Source organism: Gloeomargarita sp. (assembly GCF_053491055.1).
The window spans coordinates 12,274-32,042 of the sequence record NZ_JBRCEP010000023.1; the positions used below are offsets into that span (position 1 = coordinate 12,274).

The 19,769-nt window shown below is 54.7% G+C and carries 12 protein-coding genes and 1 tRNA gene; 9 read left to right on the forward strand and 4 right to left on the reverse strand.

Annotation, left to right across the window (positions count from 1 at the left end):
* Nucleotides 1-35 precede the first annotated feature (35 nt).
* The gene (gene petH, locus ACWISF_RS02455; RefSeq protein ID WP_448380019.1) at nt 36-1,265 is read right to left on the reverse strand and encodes a ferredoxin--NADP reductase; all 1,230 of its coding nucleotides are present in this window, start codon (nt 1,263-1,265) and stop codon (nt 36-38) included.
* Nucleotides 1,266-1,451: 186 nt separating this feature from the next.
* Here petH and ACWISF_RS02460 point away from each other — a divergent pair.
* The 8 genes from ACWISF_RS02460 to ACWISF_RS02495 all read left to right on the forward strand — a co-directional run bounded on the left by ACWISF_RS02460 (nt 1,452) and on the right by ACWISF_RS02495 (nt 16,447).
* A tRNA-Arg gene (locus ACWISF_RS02460) sits at nt 1,452-1,525 on the forward strand.
* A 284-nt stretch (nt 1,526-1,809) separates the two neighbouring features.
* Entirely contained in the window at nt 1,810-2,586 is a 777-nt protein-coding gene (locus ACWISF_RS02465) for a SpoIID/LytB domain-containing protein (RefSeq protein ID WP_448380008.1), read from the forward strand.
* Between the two features lie 50 nt (nt 2,587-2,636).
* The gene (gene petM, locus ACWISF_RS02470) at nt 2,637-2,777 is read left to right on the forward strand and encodes a cytochrome b6-f complex subunit PetM (RefSeq protein WP_448380009.1); all 141 of its coding nucleotides are present in this window, start codon (nt 2,637-2,639) and stop codon (nt 2,775-2,777) included.
* Between the two features lie 137 nt (nt 2,778-2,914).
* Nucleotides 2,915-7,363 carry an Hpt domain-containing protein gene (locus ACWISF_RS02475; protein ID WP_448380010.1) on the forward strand — a complete coding sequence of 1,483 codons (4,449 nt, stop codon included), beginning with the start codon at nt 2,915-2,917 and terminating at the stop codon, nt 7,361-7,363.
* A gap of 189 nt (nt 7,364-7,552) precedes the next feature.
* The gene (locus ACWISF_RS02480; RefSeq protein WP_448380011.1) at nt 7,553-11,320 is read left to right on the forward strand and encodes a CHAT domain-containing protein; all 3,768 of its coding nucleotides are present in this window, start codon (nt 7,553-7,555) and stop codon (nt 11,318-11,320) included.
* A 170-nt stretch (nt 11,321-11,490) separates the two neighbouring features.
* Nucleotides 11,491-14,274 (forward strand): FHA domain-containing protein, encoded by a 2,784-nt coding sequence (locus ACWISF_RS02485; RefSeq protein ID WP_448380012.1) that lies wholly within the window; start codon nt 11,491-11,493, stop codon nt 14,272-14,274.
* Between the two features lie 269 nt (nt 14,275-14,543).
* Entirely contained in the window at nt 14,544-15,311 is a 768-nt protein-coding gene (hisF, locus tag ACWISF_RS02490; RefSeq protein WP_448380013.1) for an imidazole glycerol phosphate synthase subunit HisF, read from the forward strand.
* Nucleotides 15,312-15,379: 68 nt separating this feature from the next.
* Nucleotides 15,380-16,447 carry a response regulator gene (locus ACWISF_RS02495; protein ID WP_448380014.1) on the forward strand — a complete coding sequence of 356 codons (1,068 nt, stop codon included), beginning with the start codon at nt 15,380-15,382 and terminating at the stop codon, nt 16,445-16,447.
* Here the strand turns inward: ACWISF_RS02495 and ACWISF_RS02500 are convergent.
* Nucleotides 16,404-17,270, reverse strand: a complete 867-nt coding sequence (locus tag ACWISF_RS02500; protein ID WP_448380015.1) for an ABC transporter permease — start codon at nt 17,268-17,270, stop codon at nt 16,404-16,406. The two genes, ACWISF_RS02495 and ACWISF_RS02500, sit on opposite strands and share 44 nt — an antisense overlap.
* A 66-nt stretch (nt 17,271-17,336) precedes the next feature.
* Here ACWISF_RS02500 and ACWISF_RS02505 point away from each other — a divergent pair, with 66 nt between their 5' ends.
* On the forward strand, nt 17,337-17,516 hold the full coding sequence (locus ACWISF_RS02505; protein ID WP_448380016.1) for a hypothetical protein: 180 nt from the start codon (nt 17,337-17,339) through the stop codon (nt 17,514-17,516).
* Nucleotides 17,517-17,525: 9 nt separating this feature from the next.
* On the opposite strand, the gene ACWISF_RS02510 is transcribed toward ACWISF_RS02505, so the two are convergent.
* Complete coding sequence (locus ACWISF_RS02510) at nt 17,526-18,185, reverse strand: response regulator transcription factor (protein ID WP_448380017.1); 660 nt, start codon at nt 18,183-18,185, stop codon at nt 17,526-17,528.
* Nucleotides 18,186-18,193: 8 nt separating this feature from the next.
* Complete coding sequence (gene rpoD / locus ACWISF_RS02515; RefSeq protein WP_448380018.1) at nt 18,194-19,321, reverse strand: RNA polymerase sigma factor RpoD; 1,128 nt, start codon at nt 19,319-19,321, stop codon at nt 18,194-18,196.
* Between the last annotated feature and the right edge of the window lie 448 nt (nt 19,322-19,769).

A 19,769-nucleotide genomic window follows, 5' to 3' on the forward strand; every position in this document is an offset into this window, starting at 1 on the left:
CAGAACCCCAGGGGAGGCCTGGGGTGTACGCCCACTCAATAGGTTTCCACGTGCCAGCGACCCTGTTTTTTCAGGTCTTTTTGGTAGTCGGCCCAACTGACGCCCTGTTTGGCCGCCACCGCGCTCAAGGCTGCATCAATACCATCTTCCATCCCCCGCAACCCGCAGATATAGACGTGGGTTTTGGGTTGTTGCAAAAGCGCCCAGAGTTCCTCTGCGTGTTCTGCCACCCGGTGTTGGATGTACATCCGCCCCCCTTGGGCGTTTTTCTGCTCCCGGCTGATGGCGTAGGTGATCCGGAACTGCTCGGGAAATTGGGCTTGCAGGGCTTCCAAGTCCTCCCGGTAGAGAATGTTGGGGGTGGTGGGAATGCCGAAAATCAGCCAGGCAAACCCCTGGAATTGGTAGTCAGGGTTGAGGGCGCGTTCGCCGGGTTGGAACATCCGCCAGAGGAAGGCCCGAAACGGCGCAATCCCCGTCCCGGTTGCCATCATGATGATATTGGCATCCGGGTCATCCGGCAGGAGCATTTCCTTGCCCACCGGCCCGGTAATTTTCACCTCCGCGCCCGGTTCCAGCTGGCACAGGTAGGTGGAACACACCCCGTAGACCTTTTCCTTGGTTTCCGGATGTTCGTACTCCAACTGGCGCACGCACAGGGACACCGTTTGGTCGTCCAGGTCGTCCCCATGCCGGGTGGAGGCGATGGAATACAAGCGCAGCTTGTGGGGTTTGCCGTTGGCATCGGTGCCAGGGGGAATGATCCCAATACTTTGGCCTTCCAAATAGCGCCAATTCCCGCCCCGGAGGTCAAATTTCAGGTGTTGGACGATGCCGATGCCCCCTGGCTTGACCAAGGGTTCATTGCTCAGACACCGCCCCACAAAGGGTGCATTCGGGCGATAGAGGTTGACAGGAATCTCCGTTTTTTCCTTGGCGTGCGTCATGGGTTTACTGCGTGAGACGGACTCTTTAGTTTTAGTCGTTTTTGCGGTCGCACTGCGGGTTTGTCTCACTTTTTTTTCCGTTTTGGCGGGAACCTGGGCAGGTTCAGGGCTGGCCGCGCTAACAGGTGGCATCGGCAGTTGCCCCGACTGGGGACGGATGCGGACAATGCGACCGCCCCAGCGCTGGATACGGCGCATTTCCTGATTCAGACGGGCGTAGGGCACCTGCAAGCAAACCAAGCCGCTTTGGCGAATGGGATAGTTCAGGGTCTCGGTGGCCGGGCTTTGGCGCAACCCCACCACTTCCACCGTAAACATCCGCTGATTGTAGGATGTCGTGCTGGTCACAGAACTTGGGATCACTACGGTTCACCTGATAATGAGGATTTTTTTGTAATGTACCCCAAGCATGACCACGCCCGCTGCCAAAAGTCGCTTTTGCGCTGCGTCCACCAGGGAAATCTAGCCGGGTTTGCCCCCTGGGGGTTACAATCGCAAGCGGTTGGGGCTGTAGCTCAGCAGGATAGAGCAGTCGCCTCCTAAGCGACAGGCCGCCGGTTCAATTCCGGCCAGTCCCGGTTAAATCGCGCCAACCACGTACTCACTCGGTGCCACTTTGTGCCAAAATTTAAGCCAACTTTAAGCCCAATAAATGTCTAAGCGGCAACCGGTGTGGGGGATTTTGGCGCAGCGGTGAGTAATTTTGGGCTGGATTGATGATGGCAACGATGGCTTCAGGCATCACCCAAACTGGCTATGGACAGAATAAGTGACTTCCTTTTATGATGATTTGGGAATAAAAATGTGGGTCAATTTGCGCCTCACACGTTCAGGATTTTGCTGTTGATGGGTCAGGTGTGGTATGTGGGGACGGTATGGGTTGGCCGTGCTTATGGTGGTCAGCGGTTGGGTGGCCCCGGCGCAGGCAGCGGTCACCTTGCGGGTGCTTTTGACCCAGACCAACGACGTGCTTGCCTTGGGCAGTTCGACGGCGGCGCAGGTGATTGACCCCCAAGGGCGGGTGGTGGCGCGCATTCCTCCCCTGCAGCGGGTCACGGGCCAAGCCAAGGGCGGGCAGGTGGTGTTGCAGGGATACCAAGCTCCGTTTCTCTGGCTGCAACCAGAAGCAGGAGGCTATGTGTACGCAGGTGACGGCTGGTATCGGGGGCGGTTGCTGCTGCTGGCGCGGCATGGCCTCAGCGTGATTAACTACGTGGATTTGGAAGAGTATCTCTACAGCGTGGTGGGGGCAGAAATGTACCCCCATTGGCCGGCTTCAGCCTTGCAGGCCCAGGCGGTGGCGGCGCGTTCCTATGCCGTGACCAAACGGATTCAGCCGGTGGACAAGTACTACGATTTGGGTACCACCGAACGGCATCAGGTGTACAAGGGGTTGCGTTCCGAACAGCCTGCGACCCGTGCCGCCGTGAATGCCACCAGGGGGCAAATCTTGACCTACCGCGGCGGGGTGGTGGTGACCCAGTACGCTGCCAATGACAACATCGTGCGCCATGTCTTTGGCGGGCGGGGAATGAGCCAGCGGCGGGCCTATGAGCTGGCCAAACAGCAGTACAATTACCTACAAATTTTGGGCTATTTTTACCCCGGCACTCGCCTGGGGCGGATTCACGGCTATTGACGTGAGTCTTTTCGCTATGATCGAGGGTGACGGAATGAGGACAAGGGGTTATGGCCGCCGAAATTTTTAGCCATGCAGCCGTAGTTGCGGGAATGGTACTGGTGGGGGTAGCGACCGGGTTTTTGTTGATCAAACTGACCGGGGAATCTTCGGCGGGACGGCTGTTCAAAATTACCGGCAAAGAAGAATAAATCCCCCGTGCAGGGGTTATCCTTTCTGGCTGCCGGTAGGGCTGTTCATTCCGTTATGGCACGGAAGTTGGCTCGCCGGCTGCCGGTTAAGCTAAATACTAGGCACCCTTGCGTGATGCACCGTTTTATCCCCTGCCATGAGTGACCTACCTCAGGACGACATCACAGCCTACTTTCGGGCGGAAGTGCCGGGGTTGTTGGCGGAACTGGAAACGGGTTTGTTGCGGTTGCGGCAGGACCATTCGCGGGCGGCCTATTATCGTCTGTTGCGGGCGGCCCATTCCCTTAAGGGAGGAGCCGCCAGTATTTCTATGTACAGCATTCAGACCTTGGCCCAATGTTTAGAAGATGTATTTCAAACCCTATTAGCGCGACCAGATACGGACATTGATTTAATTGAGGATTTGTTATTGCAGGGGTTTGACTGTCTCCGATTACCCTTGTCCCAGTGGTTGAAAACGGGGGTCTGTGACCCGGATTTTGCTCTGCGGCGCGCTAAGGTCATTTACGAAGAATTAACGCGCCTTTTGGGGCCAGTTCCCCAGACCATGCAGCCGGTCACTTCTGCAGATTTAGAAGTGGATATGGTGCAAACCATTTTTGAAAGTGATATTGCACCCAAAATTGCTGAGATTCAACAGTTATTAGCCCAAGGAACGCCAGAGGTTTTGTGTGGGGAATTGCGGGCACAATTTGATGTGTTAACCGGCTTGGGAGAAATGCTCAATTTGCCGGGTTTGACCCGCATCGGTCAGGCGGTTATGACAGCTTTGAATCTGCATCCAGAGCAGGCCAAGTTAATCGGTGAAATTGCCGTGCGGGATTTACAAGCGGTGATGCGGGGCAATCATCAAGAAGGGGAACCGAGTCCCGAACTGCTTGCCTGGTTGCAACCGTCCGGTCAGAAGCACAATCAATCCATCCAGTTCGCAGGCAATCCCGCCGTAGCAAAAACAGATGAGGGGCAACCCACAGGAAATCCTCCCCCGATTGCATCAACAGCATCGCCGGCATCCTTATCGTTGTGGGATGAACTTGGCAATGAACTCAACCGAGTGTCAAACCATCCGTCACCTAAGGGAAATCATACAGAACCAAAACAGACAACCAATTCATTCCCGACAGAAGTAGGCGATATTTCTGCAACTGCGACCGGAGAACCCTCTGAGCCTTTATCCCTAGGGGATGAAATTGGTGATGCAATTGCCCCACCAGCAAACCAGCAATTTGAGAACGAGGAACAGAAAGATACAACTGATTTATTTGGGCAGGACATAGAGGATATTCCCCCAAAAGAATTGCCAGAACCCTCTGAATCTCTCTGCTTGGGGGATGGGCTTGGCGATACTACGACTACCCAATCCACCCACAGGACGGAAGCAGGGAATTTAACCAATTCATTCTGGGAAGAGGTAGGCAATGCCTCCGCAACAGAATCATTATCTTTGTGGGATGAGATTGGCGATGAAACGGCCTTGCCATCCTCCAATCAGTTAGGTAATGGGAACGATACAGAACCAGCAGGAACCATCAATTCCTTTTGGGAAGAACTAGGGAACATCCCATCGCCAGAGCCGTCTCCATCGGCGGAATCGGTATCGTTTTGGGATGCGCTGGATGACCTCGCAACTCCCCAACCAACAGACAAATTATTAAACGATGCCAAAACTACAAATTCCACCGATTCATTTTGGGAAGAATTAGGAGATAGTTCCCCAACCCCAGCTACAGAATCTTTGCAACCGTCCCTCGTATGGACAGGGCCGCCCTTGCCGCCTAGCAGCGAATTGAATCTCGAAGCCCTGGAATTTTTTGCCCAGGAAGCCCAAGAGTTGTTGCAGGAATTGGAGTCGGGGTTGCTCACCCTGCGCCAGAACCAGACGATTCCCCATATCCATGCCCTGATGCGGGCCGCCCACTCGATTAAGGGGGGAGCTGCCACCGTTGGCCTGCCGGTGATTCAGGTGATCGCCCATCGCCTGGAAAACGCCCTGCAAACCCTTTACCAATGGCCGGGGGAACTGGATGTGCCCTTGGAAGAAGCCCTGCTGCAAGCCTTTGACACCCTGCGCCAACCCCTGCAAGCCCGTTTGGCCGGTCAGGAATTTACCGTTGACGATGTACTGCAAAAAGCAGAACAGGCGTTTCAAAAATTAGAGGCCATTCTTGGTGCGACGGAACCCACAGGCGAGGATGCTTATGTTCCTTCCTCCCAGGATTTGGGTGTGGATATGACCGCTACGATTTTCAGCGGTGATATTCAGCAGGGCTTAAGCCGATTCGAGGCGATATTGGCGCAACCAACGGGGGATTGGCTGACGGAAATTACCGGTCAATTGGAGGTTTTTGCCCATTTAGGCGAGTTGGTGAATTTACCCGGTTGGCGTGCCATTTGTGAGACCGGCTTACAGGCATTGGCCCAACACCCGGAACAGGCTATGGCAATTAGCCAGGTTATCCTGCGGGATTTACGCCAGGGGTACACCCAGGTGATGGCCGGAGAACGGGAACATGGCGGCAAGGTAAGTGCCGAATTGCAAGCCTTTGTGATAGATAATGTACAATCATCCGCAGTACGATTGTCAGAGCCGGAACCTATCCCGCCCCCGGGTTCAACCCCAGTACTGACGCAGGCGAATATCAGTACATTGTTTGAGCAATTACCACCGGCAACTCCTGAAGTTACGCCGGTAGCAGAGACGCCCATCCCGTCCAAAACGGCAGCGTCACCGTCTCCTAGCCCACGGGGGGCAAGTGTGCGGGTAGAAGTCAGCCGTCTGGAGCGGTTGAATAATTTGATTGGGGAATTGGTCATTCAAGAAAATGGTTCGCTATTGTATCAACAGCAATTGCAAAAGCTGGTGCAGACTTTTGGGCAACGCTTAAATAAATTTGAAATGATTAGCCGTGCCCTGCAAGATACGGCGGATCAGTTGACGTTAATGGGAACACAAATCCGTGCCGAAGCGAGTGAATTTGACCCCTTACAAATGGATTCTTACAACCAGCTTTACACCTGGGTGCAAACGGTTATTGAAGAAATTGCCCAGGTCGGGGAAGTGATGCGGGATATGAGTTTTATCACGCAACAATCCCAGGAAAATTTACGTAAAAAACAACAAACACTGAAACAAATTCGGGGGGATTTGCTCTGGATGCGGATGGTGCCTCTGAGCGAGGTGTTCCAACGGTTTCCCCGGATGGTGCGGGATTTATGTGTGCAGTATCACAAACAGGTACAGGTGCGGCTGGTGGGAGCCAGTACATTAGTAGATAAGGCGGTTTTAGAAAAAATTTCTGACCCGTTGGTGCACCTGGTTCGCAATGCCTTTGATCATGGCATTGAACCACCCCATGTTCGGCAGCAGAAAGGAAAAAATCCGGAGGGTATTATTGAAATTCAAGCCTATTATCGTGGCAATCAAACCTATATCACGGTGCGGGATGATGGGCAAGGGATTGACCTGGAACGGGTGCGGCAAAAGGCGGTAGAAAAGGGGCTGTTCACGGCGGAACAGGCAGCGAATGCCACCAAATTAGAATTGTTAAATTGCCTTTTTACCCCTGGATTTTCGACGGCGGCAACGGTGAGTGACTTGTCGGGGCGGGGGGTTGGTCTGGATGTGGTGCGCCTGCAAATTCAAGCGCTCAAAGGCACGATTGATATTCACACGGAACCGGGACAGGGAACCACCTTTACCATTCGCCTGCCTTTGACCCTGACGATTACCAAGCTGTTGGTGTTTGGTTTGGAACGGCGGTGGTTTGCCCTGGCGGTGGACAGTTTGGCCGGGATTGTGACGGTCAACGATGCGGCGTTGGTGAGTTTGCAGGGGCGGCAGTTGTACCGCTGGCAGGAGCGGCTGGTGCCGCTGATTCCCCCATCGGTGCTGGAGTATCGTTACCCGGTGCGGTGGATGGCGGCGGAAGAGACAGGGTTGACCTTGCCGACGGGGCAGGGGCATTCCCTGTTGTTGTTGAGCGTTGGGAATGAGGTGTATGGTCTGGAAATTGACCAGATTTTGTTAGAACAAGACCTGGTGATCAAGCCCTTTAGCAGCCTGTTGCAACCACCGACTTATGTCTATGGCTGCACGATTTTGGGGGATGGCCGTCTGGTGCCCGTGTTGGATGCGGCGGGGTTGGTCAACCATTGGTTACGCACGCCGACTTTGGGGGCGGTACTGCCGAGGATGCCGGCGCGGGCGGTGACCCAAACGGAGCTTTTGGTGGTGGATGATTCGCTGACGATTCGGGGTATGCTGTCGAAAACGTTGACCAAACACGGCTATCGGGTGCATACGGCGGCAGATGGACGGGAAGCCCTGGAATTGTTAGCCCAAAATCCGCAGATCAAAGCCGTGTTTTCGGATATCGAAATGCCGCGGATGAATGGGTTTGAATTTTTGAGTGCCTGTCGCCAAGACCCGCGCTATCGCGAACTACCGATTATTATGCTCACCTCACGGGCGGGAGATAAACATCAAAAAATGGCGCAAAAGTTGGGGTGTAGCGCCTATTTGACCAAGCCCTATTTAGAACCCGATTTACTCCGCACGTTGCAACAGTTTCTGCCGGCGGATTAAAAGGATATTTGCGTAGGGCTTATCAGTGGGAACGGTCACCTGCTTAGACTTGGATTTTACGAGTGTATCAGCAGAGTGTTCATAACTATTGTTTGGGTGGTTTACCAGCGGAGTTGTTGCCTGGTAGGATTAAAGGCATGGATGGGTTAGGGAGAACAAACCAGAGTGGTGTGATACTAGGGGGTCACTATGCAGCGTTGGGTATGGGGAACGGCATTAACCGGTTTGCTTTGTTGGCCAGCGGGGGTTAGTTTTGCCCAGGGGATTAGCCCAGCCCCGGACGGTACAGGTACCCAGGTACATCGCATTGGTAACCGTTACGACATCACGGGGGGACGGCAAGCAGGGCGCAATTTATTCCACAGTTTTGGACAGTTCAACGTAGATACGGGTTATATTGCTAATTTTTTGGCCACCCCGCATTTGCACAATATTTTGGCACGGGTGACGGGTGGCTCGGCTTCCTACATCAACGGATTAATTCAGGTAACGGGTGGCACGCCCAATCTCTATTTGATGAATCCTGCCGGGATTGTGTTTGGGCAAGGAGCCAGTTTGAATGTGCCAGCGGCGTTCCATGCCACGACTGCTGACCGTATTGTGTTTCCGGGCGGGAGTTTCCATGCTTCTGGGGTAAATGATTACAGGAAGTTGGCAGGGGAACCGATTGGGTTTGCTTTTCACCGCAAAGACCCGGCGGCGATTGTCAATGAGGGGAATTTACGTGTTCAGCCAGGGCAAAGTGTGAGTTTGCTTGCCGGACAGGTAGTTAATACTGGAACCGTACAAGCGCCGGGGGGAAATATCACGCTTGCTGCTGTGCCGGGAGAAAATTTGGTGCGGCTATCTCAAGCGGGGCAATTGCTGAGTTTGGAATTTAATCCCCAACAAGCCGCCCAAATGATAGATAGAGAGGGGAACATTTCCACCATTCGTTTACCGGAATTACTCACTGGCGGTGGGGTAAAAACGGTTACCCAAAATAGTAATGGCACTGTGAGCGTAGCGGGTTCCGATGTGCAAATTCCTACAGGCACAGGTACGGCGATTGTTTCGGGAGCATTAGATGTTTCTCGTACGAGTCAAACGGGTGGTCATGTTGGAGTTTTTGGCACCCAGATTGCCCTAGTAAAAAGTGAAGTTAATGCTTCAGGATTTGCGGGTGGGGGTGAGATTTTAGTTGGAGGTGAATTTCAAGGGAAAGGGACACAACCTAATGCTCAATACACGTTTGTGAGTCGTGATTCTCAATTAACTGCCGATGCAATTTATGCTGGGAATGGTGGTAGGGTAATTGTGTGGGCAGACAAGGCGACAGATTTTCGAGGCAGTATCACCGCCAAGGGGGGACAAAATGCTGGAGATGGGGGATTGGTGGAAATATCGGGGAAAGAAAGTTTAAGATTCACGGGGAATGTGGATACCTCGGCACCAAAGGGGAAGGCAGGTACGCTTCTGCTCGACCCGAAGAATATTACTGTGATTAATGCTTCCAGTGCGCCAGATGACCGACTACTACCGTCTATTCCCTTTGACACGCTACCTGAAAGTAGCTTGACCATTAGCAATAGTGCCTTGCTTTCCCAGTTGTCTTCAAACAGTGTGACGCTCCAGGCAACAAATGATATTGAGTTCAACGCTGATTTGACTGGCTCAGGTAATTTTACCACCCTATCTGCTAAGGCAGGCAATAATATTACTGCCATGGGCACCATTGCTTTGAACAATATTAATATTAATTTTGAAGCAGGGAATAGCATTAACACTAAAGATATAGCCGCAGGGACTGTCAATCTAAATGCGGGTGGAAGTGTGACGACTGGGAACATTACTTCTCAATTGACGACAGAAATTAACGCAAATAGCAGTGTGACGACTGGGAATATTACCTCGTCCCAGAGTCGGGTATATATACGAAACCGCAATGGTGATATAAATGTGGGCAATGTCACATCAGAAAGTAGCGCACTTATTTGGAGTGGTGACTTCGACCTTGATTTTAACTTTCAGTACGGCTCTAGTAGTAGGCCAATACAAATCTACAACTCCGTTACATTCTCAAGTAATGGTGGTAATGTCAAGACGGGTGACATCACTTCAACTCGAGGTGGCGACATTTGGGTCGTTTCGGCAGGTGGCAATGCTCAGACGGGCAATTTGAGTAGTACAGGTGCAACTTCCAGCTTGAAGTTTATTGATGTGTACGCCTCGGGCACAGTGGAGACGGGTTTTATTGATACCCGTAATCCCGGCGGTATTGCCGGTGATGTATGGTTGCTGAGCGAAAGTAACGTTCGCGTCAAAGGCATTGGACCAACGGGTTTCAGTATTGATGCGAGCGGTTCAGGGGGGGCAGGCGATATTCTGATCCAGTACGGTAAGTCCAATTCTTTTGCGGTGGGCAGTGCGGCTGTCAATGGAACTGCCGGTGGTATTACAAATGGGCAGTTTTCCATCCTACCGTTCCAGGAATTTAGCTCTCGCCAATTGGGAACGGTGCAACCGGGAATTATCAGGATTGGGCTAGCTCAAAATGAAAATCCCTTGATTAACCAAATTCTCTTTGGTACACAATTTTTCAATCTCGATTTTGATTTAGGTTTGGATGCTATTGAAGACGTGGCATTAGGTGATTTTGTCGCTCGTTTCAACATTGCTGAGGCATTGAGTGCTGGGAACTTGGCGGCAATTTTGACCCTGGATAACCTATTCACCGGTGAGTTTGACCGCTTTTTGGGGGTTGACCCCATCAACAATTTCACATCAGTCGAAGCCATTGGCAGTATGCTCAGTCGCTTGGCTCAGGAGACGGGCACCAAACCCGCTGTTGTTTATTTCATGGTGGATGACCGCCAGTTGACCATTGCCGCGATTACACCAGAGACGCAGGCGGGAGTTGCTCGTTCCGGTTGGGTGGCCGCTACCCAGCCATTGGCTCAGCGGGAAGCTAAAGCCCAGCCAGTGGTGCGGGGGATTCCTGAAGCCAAACGTGCTGTCTTGCTCCCTGTCGTGGAACGGTTCCTTGCGACCTTGAAAGACCCCCGCCAACGCACCAGCAATGCCTACCTGAAAGATGCGCAGCAGTTGTATCGCTGGCTGATTGCACCGATTGAACCTGAGCTGCAGGCGCGGGGGATTGATACCCTGATGTTGGCGATGGATGCGGGGTTGCGCCTGTTGCCGGTGGCGGCGCTGCATGATGGCCAGCAGTTTTTGGTGGAAAAATACAACACTGCGCTCATTCCCAGTGTGAATTTGGTGGATACGCGCTATCGCAACCTGCGGAATGTGCAGGTTTTGGCGATGGGGGCGGATACGTTTGCCAATCAAGCGCCGCTGCCAGCAGTGCCGGTGGAATTGCAGGTGATTACGGAAGAATGGCCGGGGCGGTCGTTTTTGAATCAGGACTTTACGGTGCAGCGGTTGACGCAAGAGCGGCTGCAGGGGGGGTATCCAATTCTGCATTTGGCGACCCATGCGGATTTTGTGCCGGGGCGGTTGAGTGATTCCTATATCGAATTTGGCAACAATCAACGGCTGAGTTTACCGCAGTTGCGGCAGTTACCGTTGCGGGAGCCGAATGTGGTGGAGTTGTTGACCCTGAGTGCCTGTCGGACGTCGGTGGGGGATGTGAATGCGGAGTTGGGTTTTGCGGGTTTGGCGGTGCAGGCGGGGGTCAAAAGTGCGCTGGCGTCGTTGTGGTATGTGTCGGATGAGGGGACGTTGGCGTTGATGAGCGAGTTTTACCGGAATTTGCGGCAGGCGCCGATTAAGGCGGCGGCGTTGCGGCAGGCGCAAGTGGCGATGTTGCAGGGGAAGGTGGTGATTAAGGGGGGTGAGTTGCGGGGTGTGCGGGGTGGGGTGCCTGTGCCGCCTGCGATTGCCCAGCGGGGAGACCAGGTGTTGAACCATCCCTACTACTGGGCGGCCTTTACTCTGGTTGGTAGTCCTTGGTAGGCCATTGGGTTTGGGGGTGTGGGATGGGCCTAAACAGTTCGGGCAGGACAGGACGCTCGTTATTTTCGTCGTTAGGAGTGCGATGCACTTTTGCGATAACCTGGGATTCGTTATACCTTAGTAGCAGTGCAAGGCAGTGTGGCTGATGCGGCACATCCATTTTTAACCCTATGTCGTCCTCTCCTGGCAGTCGGACCCAGCCTGGCCTGTGTTTTCTGGTGATTACCACTCCTGAGGGCAGCCGCAAGGTACCTCTCGTGGGTGAGACGATTCTTTTGGGACGACACCCCAGTTGTGACATTGTGATTGAAGAGACGGTGGTTTCGGGTCGTCATGCCCGGTTGGAGCGCCGCCCCTATGGGTACGAAATTATTGACCTCAACAGTAGCAATGGGCTGGTCTATGAGGGGCAACGGGTGCAACGGCACGACCTCCGCAATGGGGATGTGCTGACGATTGGCAATCGGGTCACCCTGAGCTATCAGGTGGTGGCGCCAGACCAGCCGTCAACCTGTCAGTACGAGCAGGTAGAGAGCAACAAAACTGTGGTCATGGCGGATGCCCCGGTGGTGTCCCAGACGGAACCGGCGGTTTTGGACCTGCGCAGGCGCCAAAGGTTGACCATTGGCCGCGACCCCCAAAACGACTTGGTGATCAGCCATCCCACCGTGTCCCGCTACCACGCGCGGGTGGAACGCCAGGATGGTTCCTTTGTCCTGACCGACCTGGGTTCCACCAACGGCACCTATGTGAACGGGAAACCGGTGACTACACCCGTTGTCCTACGCACGGGGGATACGATTCGCATTGGCTCCCACGTGCTGGTGCTCAACATTGACGAAACCCTGGTGCAGACCAACGAGGGGGGGAATCTGCGCCTGGATGCTGTGAATCTCACCAAGGTGGTGCCTTCGGGGGCCAGGGTGTTGCAAGGGGTGTCCCTGTCCATTATGCCCCGCGAGTTTGTGGCGATTTTGGGGCCTTCGGGTTCAGGCAAATCCACCCTGTTGGATGCGCTCAATGGTCTGCGCCCGGCAACGGGGGGGAGGGTGCTGGTCAATGGGGTGGACCTCTATCGCCATTTCGGCGCCTACCACACCGAAATCGGCTACGTGCCCCAGAAAAACATCATCCACGAGGAATTGACCGTTGCCCAGTCTTTGGATTTTGCCGCCCAATTGCGGATGCCTGCAGATACCCAACCGGCGGAACGCCAGCAGCGCATTGCCGAGGTGTTGGCGGAGTTGGGGTTAACCCAGCGGCGGGATGTGCCGGTCAAAAGTCTCAGCGGCGGGCAGCAACGGCGGGTCTGTATCGGCGTGGAATTGCTGACTAAACCCAGTTTGTTTTTTTTGGATGAGGCGACCTCTGGCCTTGACCCTGGCACGGAAACCGACCTTATGGAGTTACTGCGCCAGTTGGCCGACCAGGGACGCACGATTCTCCTGATTACCCATGCCACCCAAAATGTCTCCCTGTGTGATTTGGTGATTTATATGGCAGAAGGGGGACGGTTAGCCTACTTCGGGCCGCCAGCGGAATTGGTGCCCTATTTCCTAGAGCATTTTGCTGAAGCATTAGCACCGTTTCAGATTCGCGACATTACCGGGATTTACCGGGCGTTGGACCGGGAAAAGAATCCCAAAGCGCCCACGGCCAAGCAACTTCAGGAAACCTATCTAGCTTCGTCCCAATACCAGCGTTATGTGGTGGAACGGCAGCAGTCGTTGCCAGCAATTTGCAAACCCAATACGGCCAGCTCGCAACCCCAAAGCGCCCAGAAGCGGCTGGTTGGTGGGGGCATTTCCCCCTGGCGGCAATTTTTAATTTTACTGCGGCGCAATGTCGCAATTTTGCAGCAGGATGTGGGGAGCTTTGCCCTAATTTTATTGACGCCCATGCTGCTGGGGATGTTGGATTTTATTGCCTGGGACCGGCAGATTTTTAGCACGGCAACCGGGGATGCTGCCCAGTCTATGACCATGCTATTTGTGAGTGCTTTGGTGGCGGTTTTGCTGGGGGAATTGACCACCATGCGCGATTTGGTCAAAGAGGTAGAAATTTATCGCCGCGAACGGATGGTGGGGTTGCGCCTGTTGCCCTACATTGGCGCCAAAGTTGCGCTGGCGTTGTTGTTTGCTGTCTATCAAGGGGCGGTCTTTTTGCTGGTCAAAAAATTAGCGGTGGACATTCCCGGCGGCTGGGATGTGGTCGCCCAAATGTATGTCACTTTTGCCCTGGCAACCTTTGGTGGGATGGTGATGGGGCTGTTGGTGTCGGCCCTGGCGCCCAACCAAAATATGGCGCCTTTGTTGAGTATTTTGTTGCTGGTGCCGATGATTATTTTCAGCGGTGGAATTCAGCCGGTCAGTGGCATGGGGGCCGGGGCGAAATTCATTTCCCAATTTTCCGTGATCCGCTGGCCCTACGAAGCGTTGGTGAGTCTGTCGGGTATAGGACGGGATTTGATACAAGACCCCTGTTGGCAAAAGGATGCAAATGCTCGCAAAGCGCTCACAGAGGCGGAGTTGCAAACCTGCCAATGTCTGGGGGCCAATGTGTTTCGCCAATGTGAATTTCCGGGGATTCGCAAGCGCTACAATGCGGCGGTGGATGAGCCGGAGCCGGTCAAACCTACCAAACCGGCAGACCCAGGGGAGGTGCCCGACAGTCCAGCAGCTTTTGCCGCGTTTCGGGATACCCTGCGCGACTATCAAAACAAAATGAAAATTTACCAACAACAAATCACTGCTTGGCAGGAAAAATTCACCGATTGGCAACAGCGGCGCAGTCGGGCGATCAACGAGGCGGAAGGGTTGCTGGATACCTTCTACAAGGATCATGGAGCTTTATTTGCGGCCAATGTGATGACCTGCTGGCGGAATTTGGGTCTGTTGATCCTGGGAATGCTGGCGGCGCTGCCATTTCTGCAAAAACGGCGGGATGTGGTTTGATTACGCGCAAAAAGGGTGTTGTTGACGAGGGAAGGTTAATGACCAGGGTTATTTAGACCGTCCGGTGCTGCGGCGATGGACAGGCGATTAGCGGAGGGTCGAGACCACTTGGTCACGCCGGGGCTATCCCGATGCTCGGGTGCGACCGACGGCGCACAATTGGGCAAACAGGCACCACCGGCAGCGCGTCTGGTGCAACAAGTTGAGCCAAAAATTGCAAGAATTGAAAGAAAGGTGGCCCCGATAACGTCACCGAAGCTGGAGCGTGCATGACATTAGCCAAACGAATCATTCCCTGCCTGGATGTGCGGGGGGGGCGGGTGGTCAAGGGGGTGAATTTTGTCAATTTGCGGGATGCGGGTGACCCGGTTGCCCTGGCGCAGGCATACAACCAACTGGGCGCCGATGAGTTGGTGTTTCTGGACATTACCGCCACCCAGGAAAAACGGGGGGTTTTGCTGGACATCATCGAGCGTACTGCCCGCCAGGTGTTTATTCCCCTGACGGTGGGGGGGGGCATCGGGGATTTGGACACGATCAAGGCGATTCTGCGCGCAGGCGCCGACAAGGTTAGCCTCAATTCCGCTGCCGTGCGCCAACCGGATTTGGTCAACCAGGCTAGTGAGCGATTTGGGCGGCAGTGTATTGTGGTCGCCATTGATGCTCGGCGGGTCGGGAACACCTGGACGGTCTGGGTGCAGGGCGGGCGGCAGGACACGGGCAAAGATGCTATCTCCTGGGCCGAAGAGGTGGTGCAACGGGGCGCAGGCGAATTGTTGGTGACCAGCATGGACGCAGACGGTACTAAGGCCGGTTATGACCTAGAGTTGACCCGCGCCATTGCCCAGCGGGTTTCCGTGCCCGTGATTGCCTCAGGGGGAGCCGGAACCTGTGCCCATATCGCCGCCGTTTTGACCCAAGGGCAGGCCGCAGCAGCGCTGTTGGCCTCGTTGTTGCACTACGGCGAAGTGACCCTGCCGGAAATCAAACAGTATTTACACCGCCAGGGAATTCCGGTGCGACAGCCCCCAGCGTAATCGAGATAACTCCCAAGGCCAGCCATCTCTGGTACAACTATACCAGAGCAATTGCAGTGGGGTTCGCCATGACCAAACACAAAATTTTGGTGATTGATGACAGTTTTTTGATCCGCAAGTCCCTCATCGATCAGTTATCGGGAGACCGATTTGAGGTGTATGAGGCCAAGGATGGGCCTTCGGGTTTGGCTAAAGCGGAAGAGGTGAACCCAGATGTGATTTTGCTGGATTTTATCATGCCGGGGATGAATGGCTATGAAGTGTACCAAGCCCTGCGGGCGAATCCCAAATTTGCCAATACGCCGGTGATTGTGATTTCCAGCAGTTATGACGAAGTGGTGAGCAAGTTTGGCTATCCGTTTGTGGGCTTTGATTTTCTCGCCAAACAATTCACCAAAGAACAACTCGAAGAACGCATTAATGCGGTTTTGCCTATGATTGCCTCTTCTCCAGAACACGTGGGTATTGCCCTGGCTAACGAGCACCCCGCCGACGGCGATACCAGCAGTCTCCTTCGCCAAATCCATGCCCAGTTGAACGAGATGCACCAGCAGTTACAAAAGATTGCTGCTTGGCCGACCGAACCCCCTGCTGCCAGTGACACCGCCATTCTCAACCAGTTGCAAGCCCTGGAAGCCCAAATCCAAACCTGGATACAACGCCCCCCGGCAGATACCATTTCCGGTCATTTCCGGGAACTGAGCCAGGGACTGGCGCAGGTGCAGGCCCAGCAGGGTACCCTCTTGACCGAACTGCGCAACCTCCAAACCCAACTGGCCACCGTTGCCACGCAAACCCAGCAAAACCCACTGACCCACGACACCCTGACGCAGTTGGTGAGCAGTCTGCAGAATTTGAACCAAAATATCGTCAATTTGCCCCGCACCGATACCGTGTTGGAACGGTTAACCGCCTTGGAAGGCCAAATCAACGCCTTGGAAGGCCAAATCAAGCAGCTCCAGGCGAACACCTCCCCCCGGTCCAACCTGCTGGTGCTGGTCGGCGCGGTGGCCGTGGGAGCCTTTATCGGCGCCGCTGTCGGTGCCAGTGTGGTCGCCGGCCAACGGCAATCCCGCAGGTTGCCCCCCGTACCTAGCTCAATTGCCGCTGTAACGCTCGGCGCACACTCACGATAATTAACCCGTCAAACAGGGCCAGAATCAACAGACAGCCCGCCAGGGACAAATTCCCCCAGGGCGTGGCCATCACCACCCCGGACCACTGCCAATCCGGGTGCAGGTAAACATAGCGGATCGGCTCGATGGCATAGCTCAAGGGGTTAAGGCTGGCAATCACCTGCAACCAATGGGGCATAAACGCCAAGGGCGCCAAGGCCGTGCTGGCAAACAATAAGGGCAAATTCACCACAAAAATCACCGCCAACAATTCCACATGGCCCGGCAGGCTAAACGTCAACCCCAAACTCAAGGCCGTCATGCCCAACACTAAAAGCAGCACCACCCCGACCACCAGGGCCAAACCGCTCCAGCCCGGCAGCCCACCGCCCAACAGATAGCTGGTGACCATCACCGCCGCCGTCTGCAGCAAACTCAGGAGCGTGATAAAAATCGTCGAGGCCAACACGATGGAAAACCGCGATACCAAAGGCGCCACCAAAAAGCGGTTCAAAAAGCCAAATTCCCGGTCAAACATCACCGGCAAGCCTGCATTGAGCGCCCCCGAAAAGGCCGTAAAGACAATAATCCCCGCACTGAGAAATTGGGCATAATTCACCCCATCACTCAAAAAACCCGCCGGGGCATTTTGGAACAAAGCCCCAAACAAAATCAGCCACATCAACGGCTGAATCATCCCCGCCACCAACGTAGCCGGACGCCGCTGGAGCTGGATAAGCAACCGCCGGGTCAGCGCCCAGGTTTCTTGGAACAATTCAGCCACGGGATGGGACACAGACGGCCAAGTGGCAGCCACAGGCGTCGGCGTTACCGTAGAACTCATAGGCAATGGCGCTAGAATACATCAACCACAATCAGGCTAACGCATCTGCCCTGCCATGTTCCACCTATGACCCTGACCCTGGTCACAACCACCCTCGTTTGGGATGGCACCCTGTCCGGGTTGATCCCCCAAATTCATGCCCATCTGGCCACCTACGGCACACCCTTGCGCTGGGCCATCACCCAGGCCCAGGGGCGACACCTCACCCTGGAAGCCGTGGTGATCCGCCCTGAGGCACCCTCTTGAGGGCTGCCCCTACTTGGCCAAACCATGTTCCAGGGCGAAACGCACCAGTTCCGTGCGGCTGTTGGTGCCGGTTTTGCTAAACAGGCGGCTAACGTATTTCTCCACGTTGCGGACGCTGGTATCCAGACGGTGGGCGATTTCCTTGTTCATCAACCCCTGCGCCAGCAACTCCAGGACGCTCCGCTCCCGCGGCGTTAAGGCCAAATCCAGCGGCTCTTTTACCGGGATGCCCCCTTGCCGTGCCAGCAGCGCCTTAATTTCCGCCAACTCCTGCGCCATCATGTCCGTCGGCGGCGGTTCCTGCTTGCGCAACAAATTCTCGATCACCGCCACCAACTCCTCCGGGTCAAAGGGTTTGGGGATGTAGCCGTCCACTCCGGCGCGAAACCCGGCAATCCGGTCCTTGGTCATCCCCCGCGCCGTGAGAAACACCACCGGCAGATGCTGAAACCGGACATCCTGCCGCAGTTGGCGGAGAAATTCGTAGCCATTCACCTGCGGCATCATGATGTCCGAGACGATCAAGTCGGGTTTCTGCTGCTGCAACAATTCCCAGGCCACCTGGGCATTGGCCGCCGTCGTCACCGTAAAGCCGCTGTCTTCCAGGTAGGCCTGCACCGCTTGCCGCAGCCCCGGTTCGTCATCCACCAGGAGAATGTGATGGGGCATAGGGCCTCCTAGCGGATGTACTCTTTGAGGATGCTATTGCGGTTGGGATGGCGCAGTTTCCGCAGGGCTTTGGCCTCGATTTGGCGAATGCGTTCCCTGGTGACATTAAACGCCTGCCCAATTTCTTCCAGGGTCTTCATCCGCCCATCATCCAACCCATAGCGCAACCGCAACACATCCCGCTCGCGGGCGCTCAACGTATTCAAGACCGTTTCCAAATCCTCCCGCAGCAGATGTTTGGCCACCTGGTCCTCCGGCGTTTCCCCTTCTGCCTCGATAAAATCCCCCAACCGGGAGTCCTCCTCCTTGCCGATTGGGGTTTCCAGGGAAATGGGCAACTGGGCCGATTTGGCAATAAACCGCAACTTTTCGATGGTCATTTCCATGCGGGTAGCAATTTCCTCCTCGGTGGGCTTGCGCCCCATCTCCTGGGAGAGAATTTTGGTGGTTTTTTTAATGCGGGAAATGGTTTCGTACAGATGCACCGGCAGCCGAATCGTGCGGGACTGGTCAGCAATCGCCCGCGTAATGGCCTGGCGAATCCACCAGGTGGCATAGGTTGAGAATTTATAGCCTTTTTCGTGGTCAAACTTTTCAGCGGCCCGAATCAAACCGAGACTGCCTTCTTGGATCAAATCCTGAAACGATAAGCCCCGGTTCATGTACTTTTTGGCAATCGAAACCACGAGGCGCAAATTGGATTGCACCATTTTTTCCTTGGCCCGATACCCCTGGCGCAACTGCCGCTGGAAATCTGCCAAAGGTAACCCCACCAACTCGGCCCACTGCTCTTCGGTGGGGAGACACCCATGCTGGCGCACCCAGGCGTCCCGCTTGCGCTCAAATTCCAACAGGGTCGCAATCTGGCGGGCCAACTCAATTTCCTCATCCGCCCGCAGGAGCCGAATCCGGCCAATTTCCTGCAAATACAGCCGAATCGAATCCTCCGTATAGGGATTTTTCTTGGCTCCCGACCGTTTGCGCCCGGAGCGGCTGGGGCTGTCCTCTTCCTGCGCGTCTGGGTCCTCCAATTCGTCGAGCAATTCCAGGTCGTTTAGGTCATCTCCAGGGACATCGCCCAAATCGTCGAGGGACGGATCAGCAAGGGTCGGGAGAGGATCACGCACCTGGTTCATCGTAATGGGTACTCCTTGGTCTAAAGGTGGACAACCGCCCATGTTAGCAGGGGATAGGGGGAGTATGCGTGGGGGAACTCCCCGTCCTGTCGGGTAAGGCACTTTTATTGTAATCCCGACAACAGCAAAACTCACACTATTTTGCCATTTTTTCGGGGCCAACCGCATCATTACGGAAAAAGTTGCCCCTTTGTTTCCAATTTATTGGCTGCCCCGGCAAGGAAACAGGGGGCACTGACCGTGAAAGGATCAATGCCCCCTGTGCCTTTCCAATTTATTGGGTTCCCCAGCGAGTGGGGAGAGTCAGAATGTGTCCTCCAGTTGGAGGACTTTGTGATGTTTCCAATTTATTGGGTTCCCCAGCGAGTGGGGAGCTGAGAAATATCATCAACCAAGCGGTGGATTTGCTCAAGTTTCCAATTTATTGGGTTCCCCAGCGAGTGGGGAG

Excerpts from the sequence above, each read along its gene's own strand:
- petH (WP_448380019.1), bottom strand. The coding sequence starts at position 1,265 with ATGTTTACGGTGGAAGTGGTGGGGTTGCGCCAAAGCCCGGCCACCGAG.
- ACWISF_RS02465 (WP_448380008.1), top strand. The coding sequence starts at position 1,810 with ATGTGGGGACGGTATGGGTTGGCCGTGCTTATGGTGGTCAGCGGTTGG.
- petM (WP_448380009.1), top strand. The coding sequence starts at position 2,637 with ATGGCCGCCGAAATTTTTAGCCATGCAGCCGTAGTTGCGGGAATGGTA.
- ACWISF_RS02475 (WP_448380010.1), top strand. The coding sequence starts at position 2,915 with ATGAGTGACCTACCTCAGGACGACATCACAGCCTACTTTCGGGCGGAA.
- ACWISF_RS02480 (WP_448380011.1), top strand. The coding sequence starts at position 7,553 with ATGCAGCGTTGGGTATGGGGAACGGCATTAACCGGTTTGCTTTGTTGG.
- ACWISF_RS02485 (WP_448380012.1), top strand. The coding sequence starts at position 11,491 with ATGTCGTCCTCTCCTGGCAGTCGGACCCAGCCTGGCCTGTGTTTTCTG.
- hisF (WP_448380013.1), top strand. The coding sequence starts at position 14,544 with ATGACATTAGCCAAACGAATCATTCCCTGCCTGGATGTGCGGGGGGGG.
- ACWISF_RS02495 (WP_448380014.1), top strand. The coding sequence starts at position 15,380 with ATGACCAAACACAAAATTTTGGTGATTGATGACAGTTTTTTGATCCGC.
- ACWISF_RS02500 (WP_448380015.1), bottom strand. The coding sequence starts at position 17,270 with ATGAGTTCTACGGTAACGCCGACGCCTGTGGCTGCCACTTGGCCGTCT.
- ACWISF_RS02505 (WP_448380016.1), top strand. The coding sequence starts at position 17,337 with ATGACCCTGACCCTGGTCACAACCACCCTCGTTTGGGATGGCACCCTG.
- ACWISF_RS02510 (WP_448380017.1), bottom strand. The coding sequence starts at position 18,185 with ATGCCCCATCACATTCTCCTGGTGGATGACGAACCGGGGCTGCGGCAA.
- rpoD (WP_448380018.1), bottom strand. The coding sequence starts at position 19,321 with ATGAACCAGGTGCGTGATCCTCTCCCGACCCTTGCTGATCCGTCCCTC.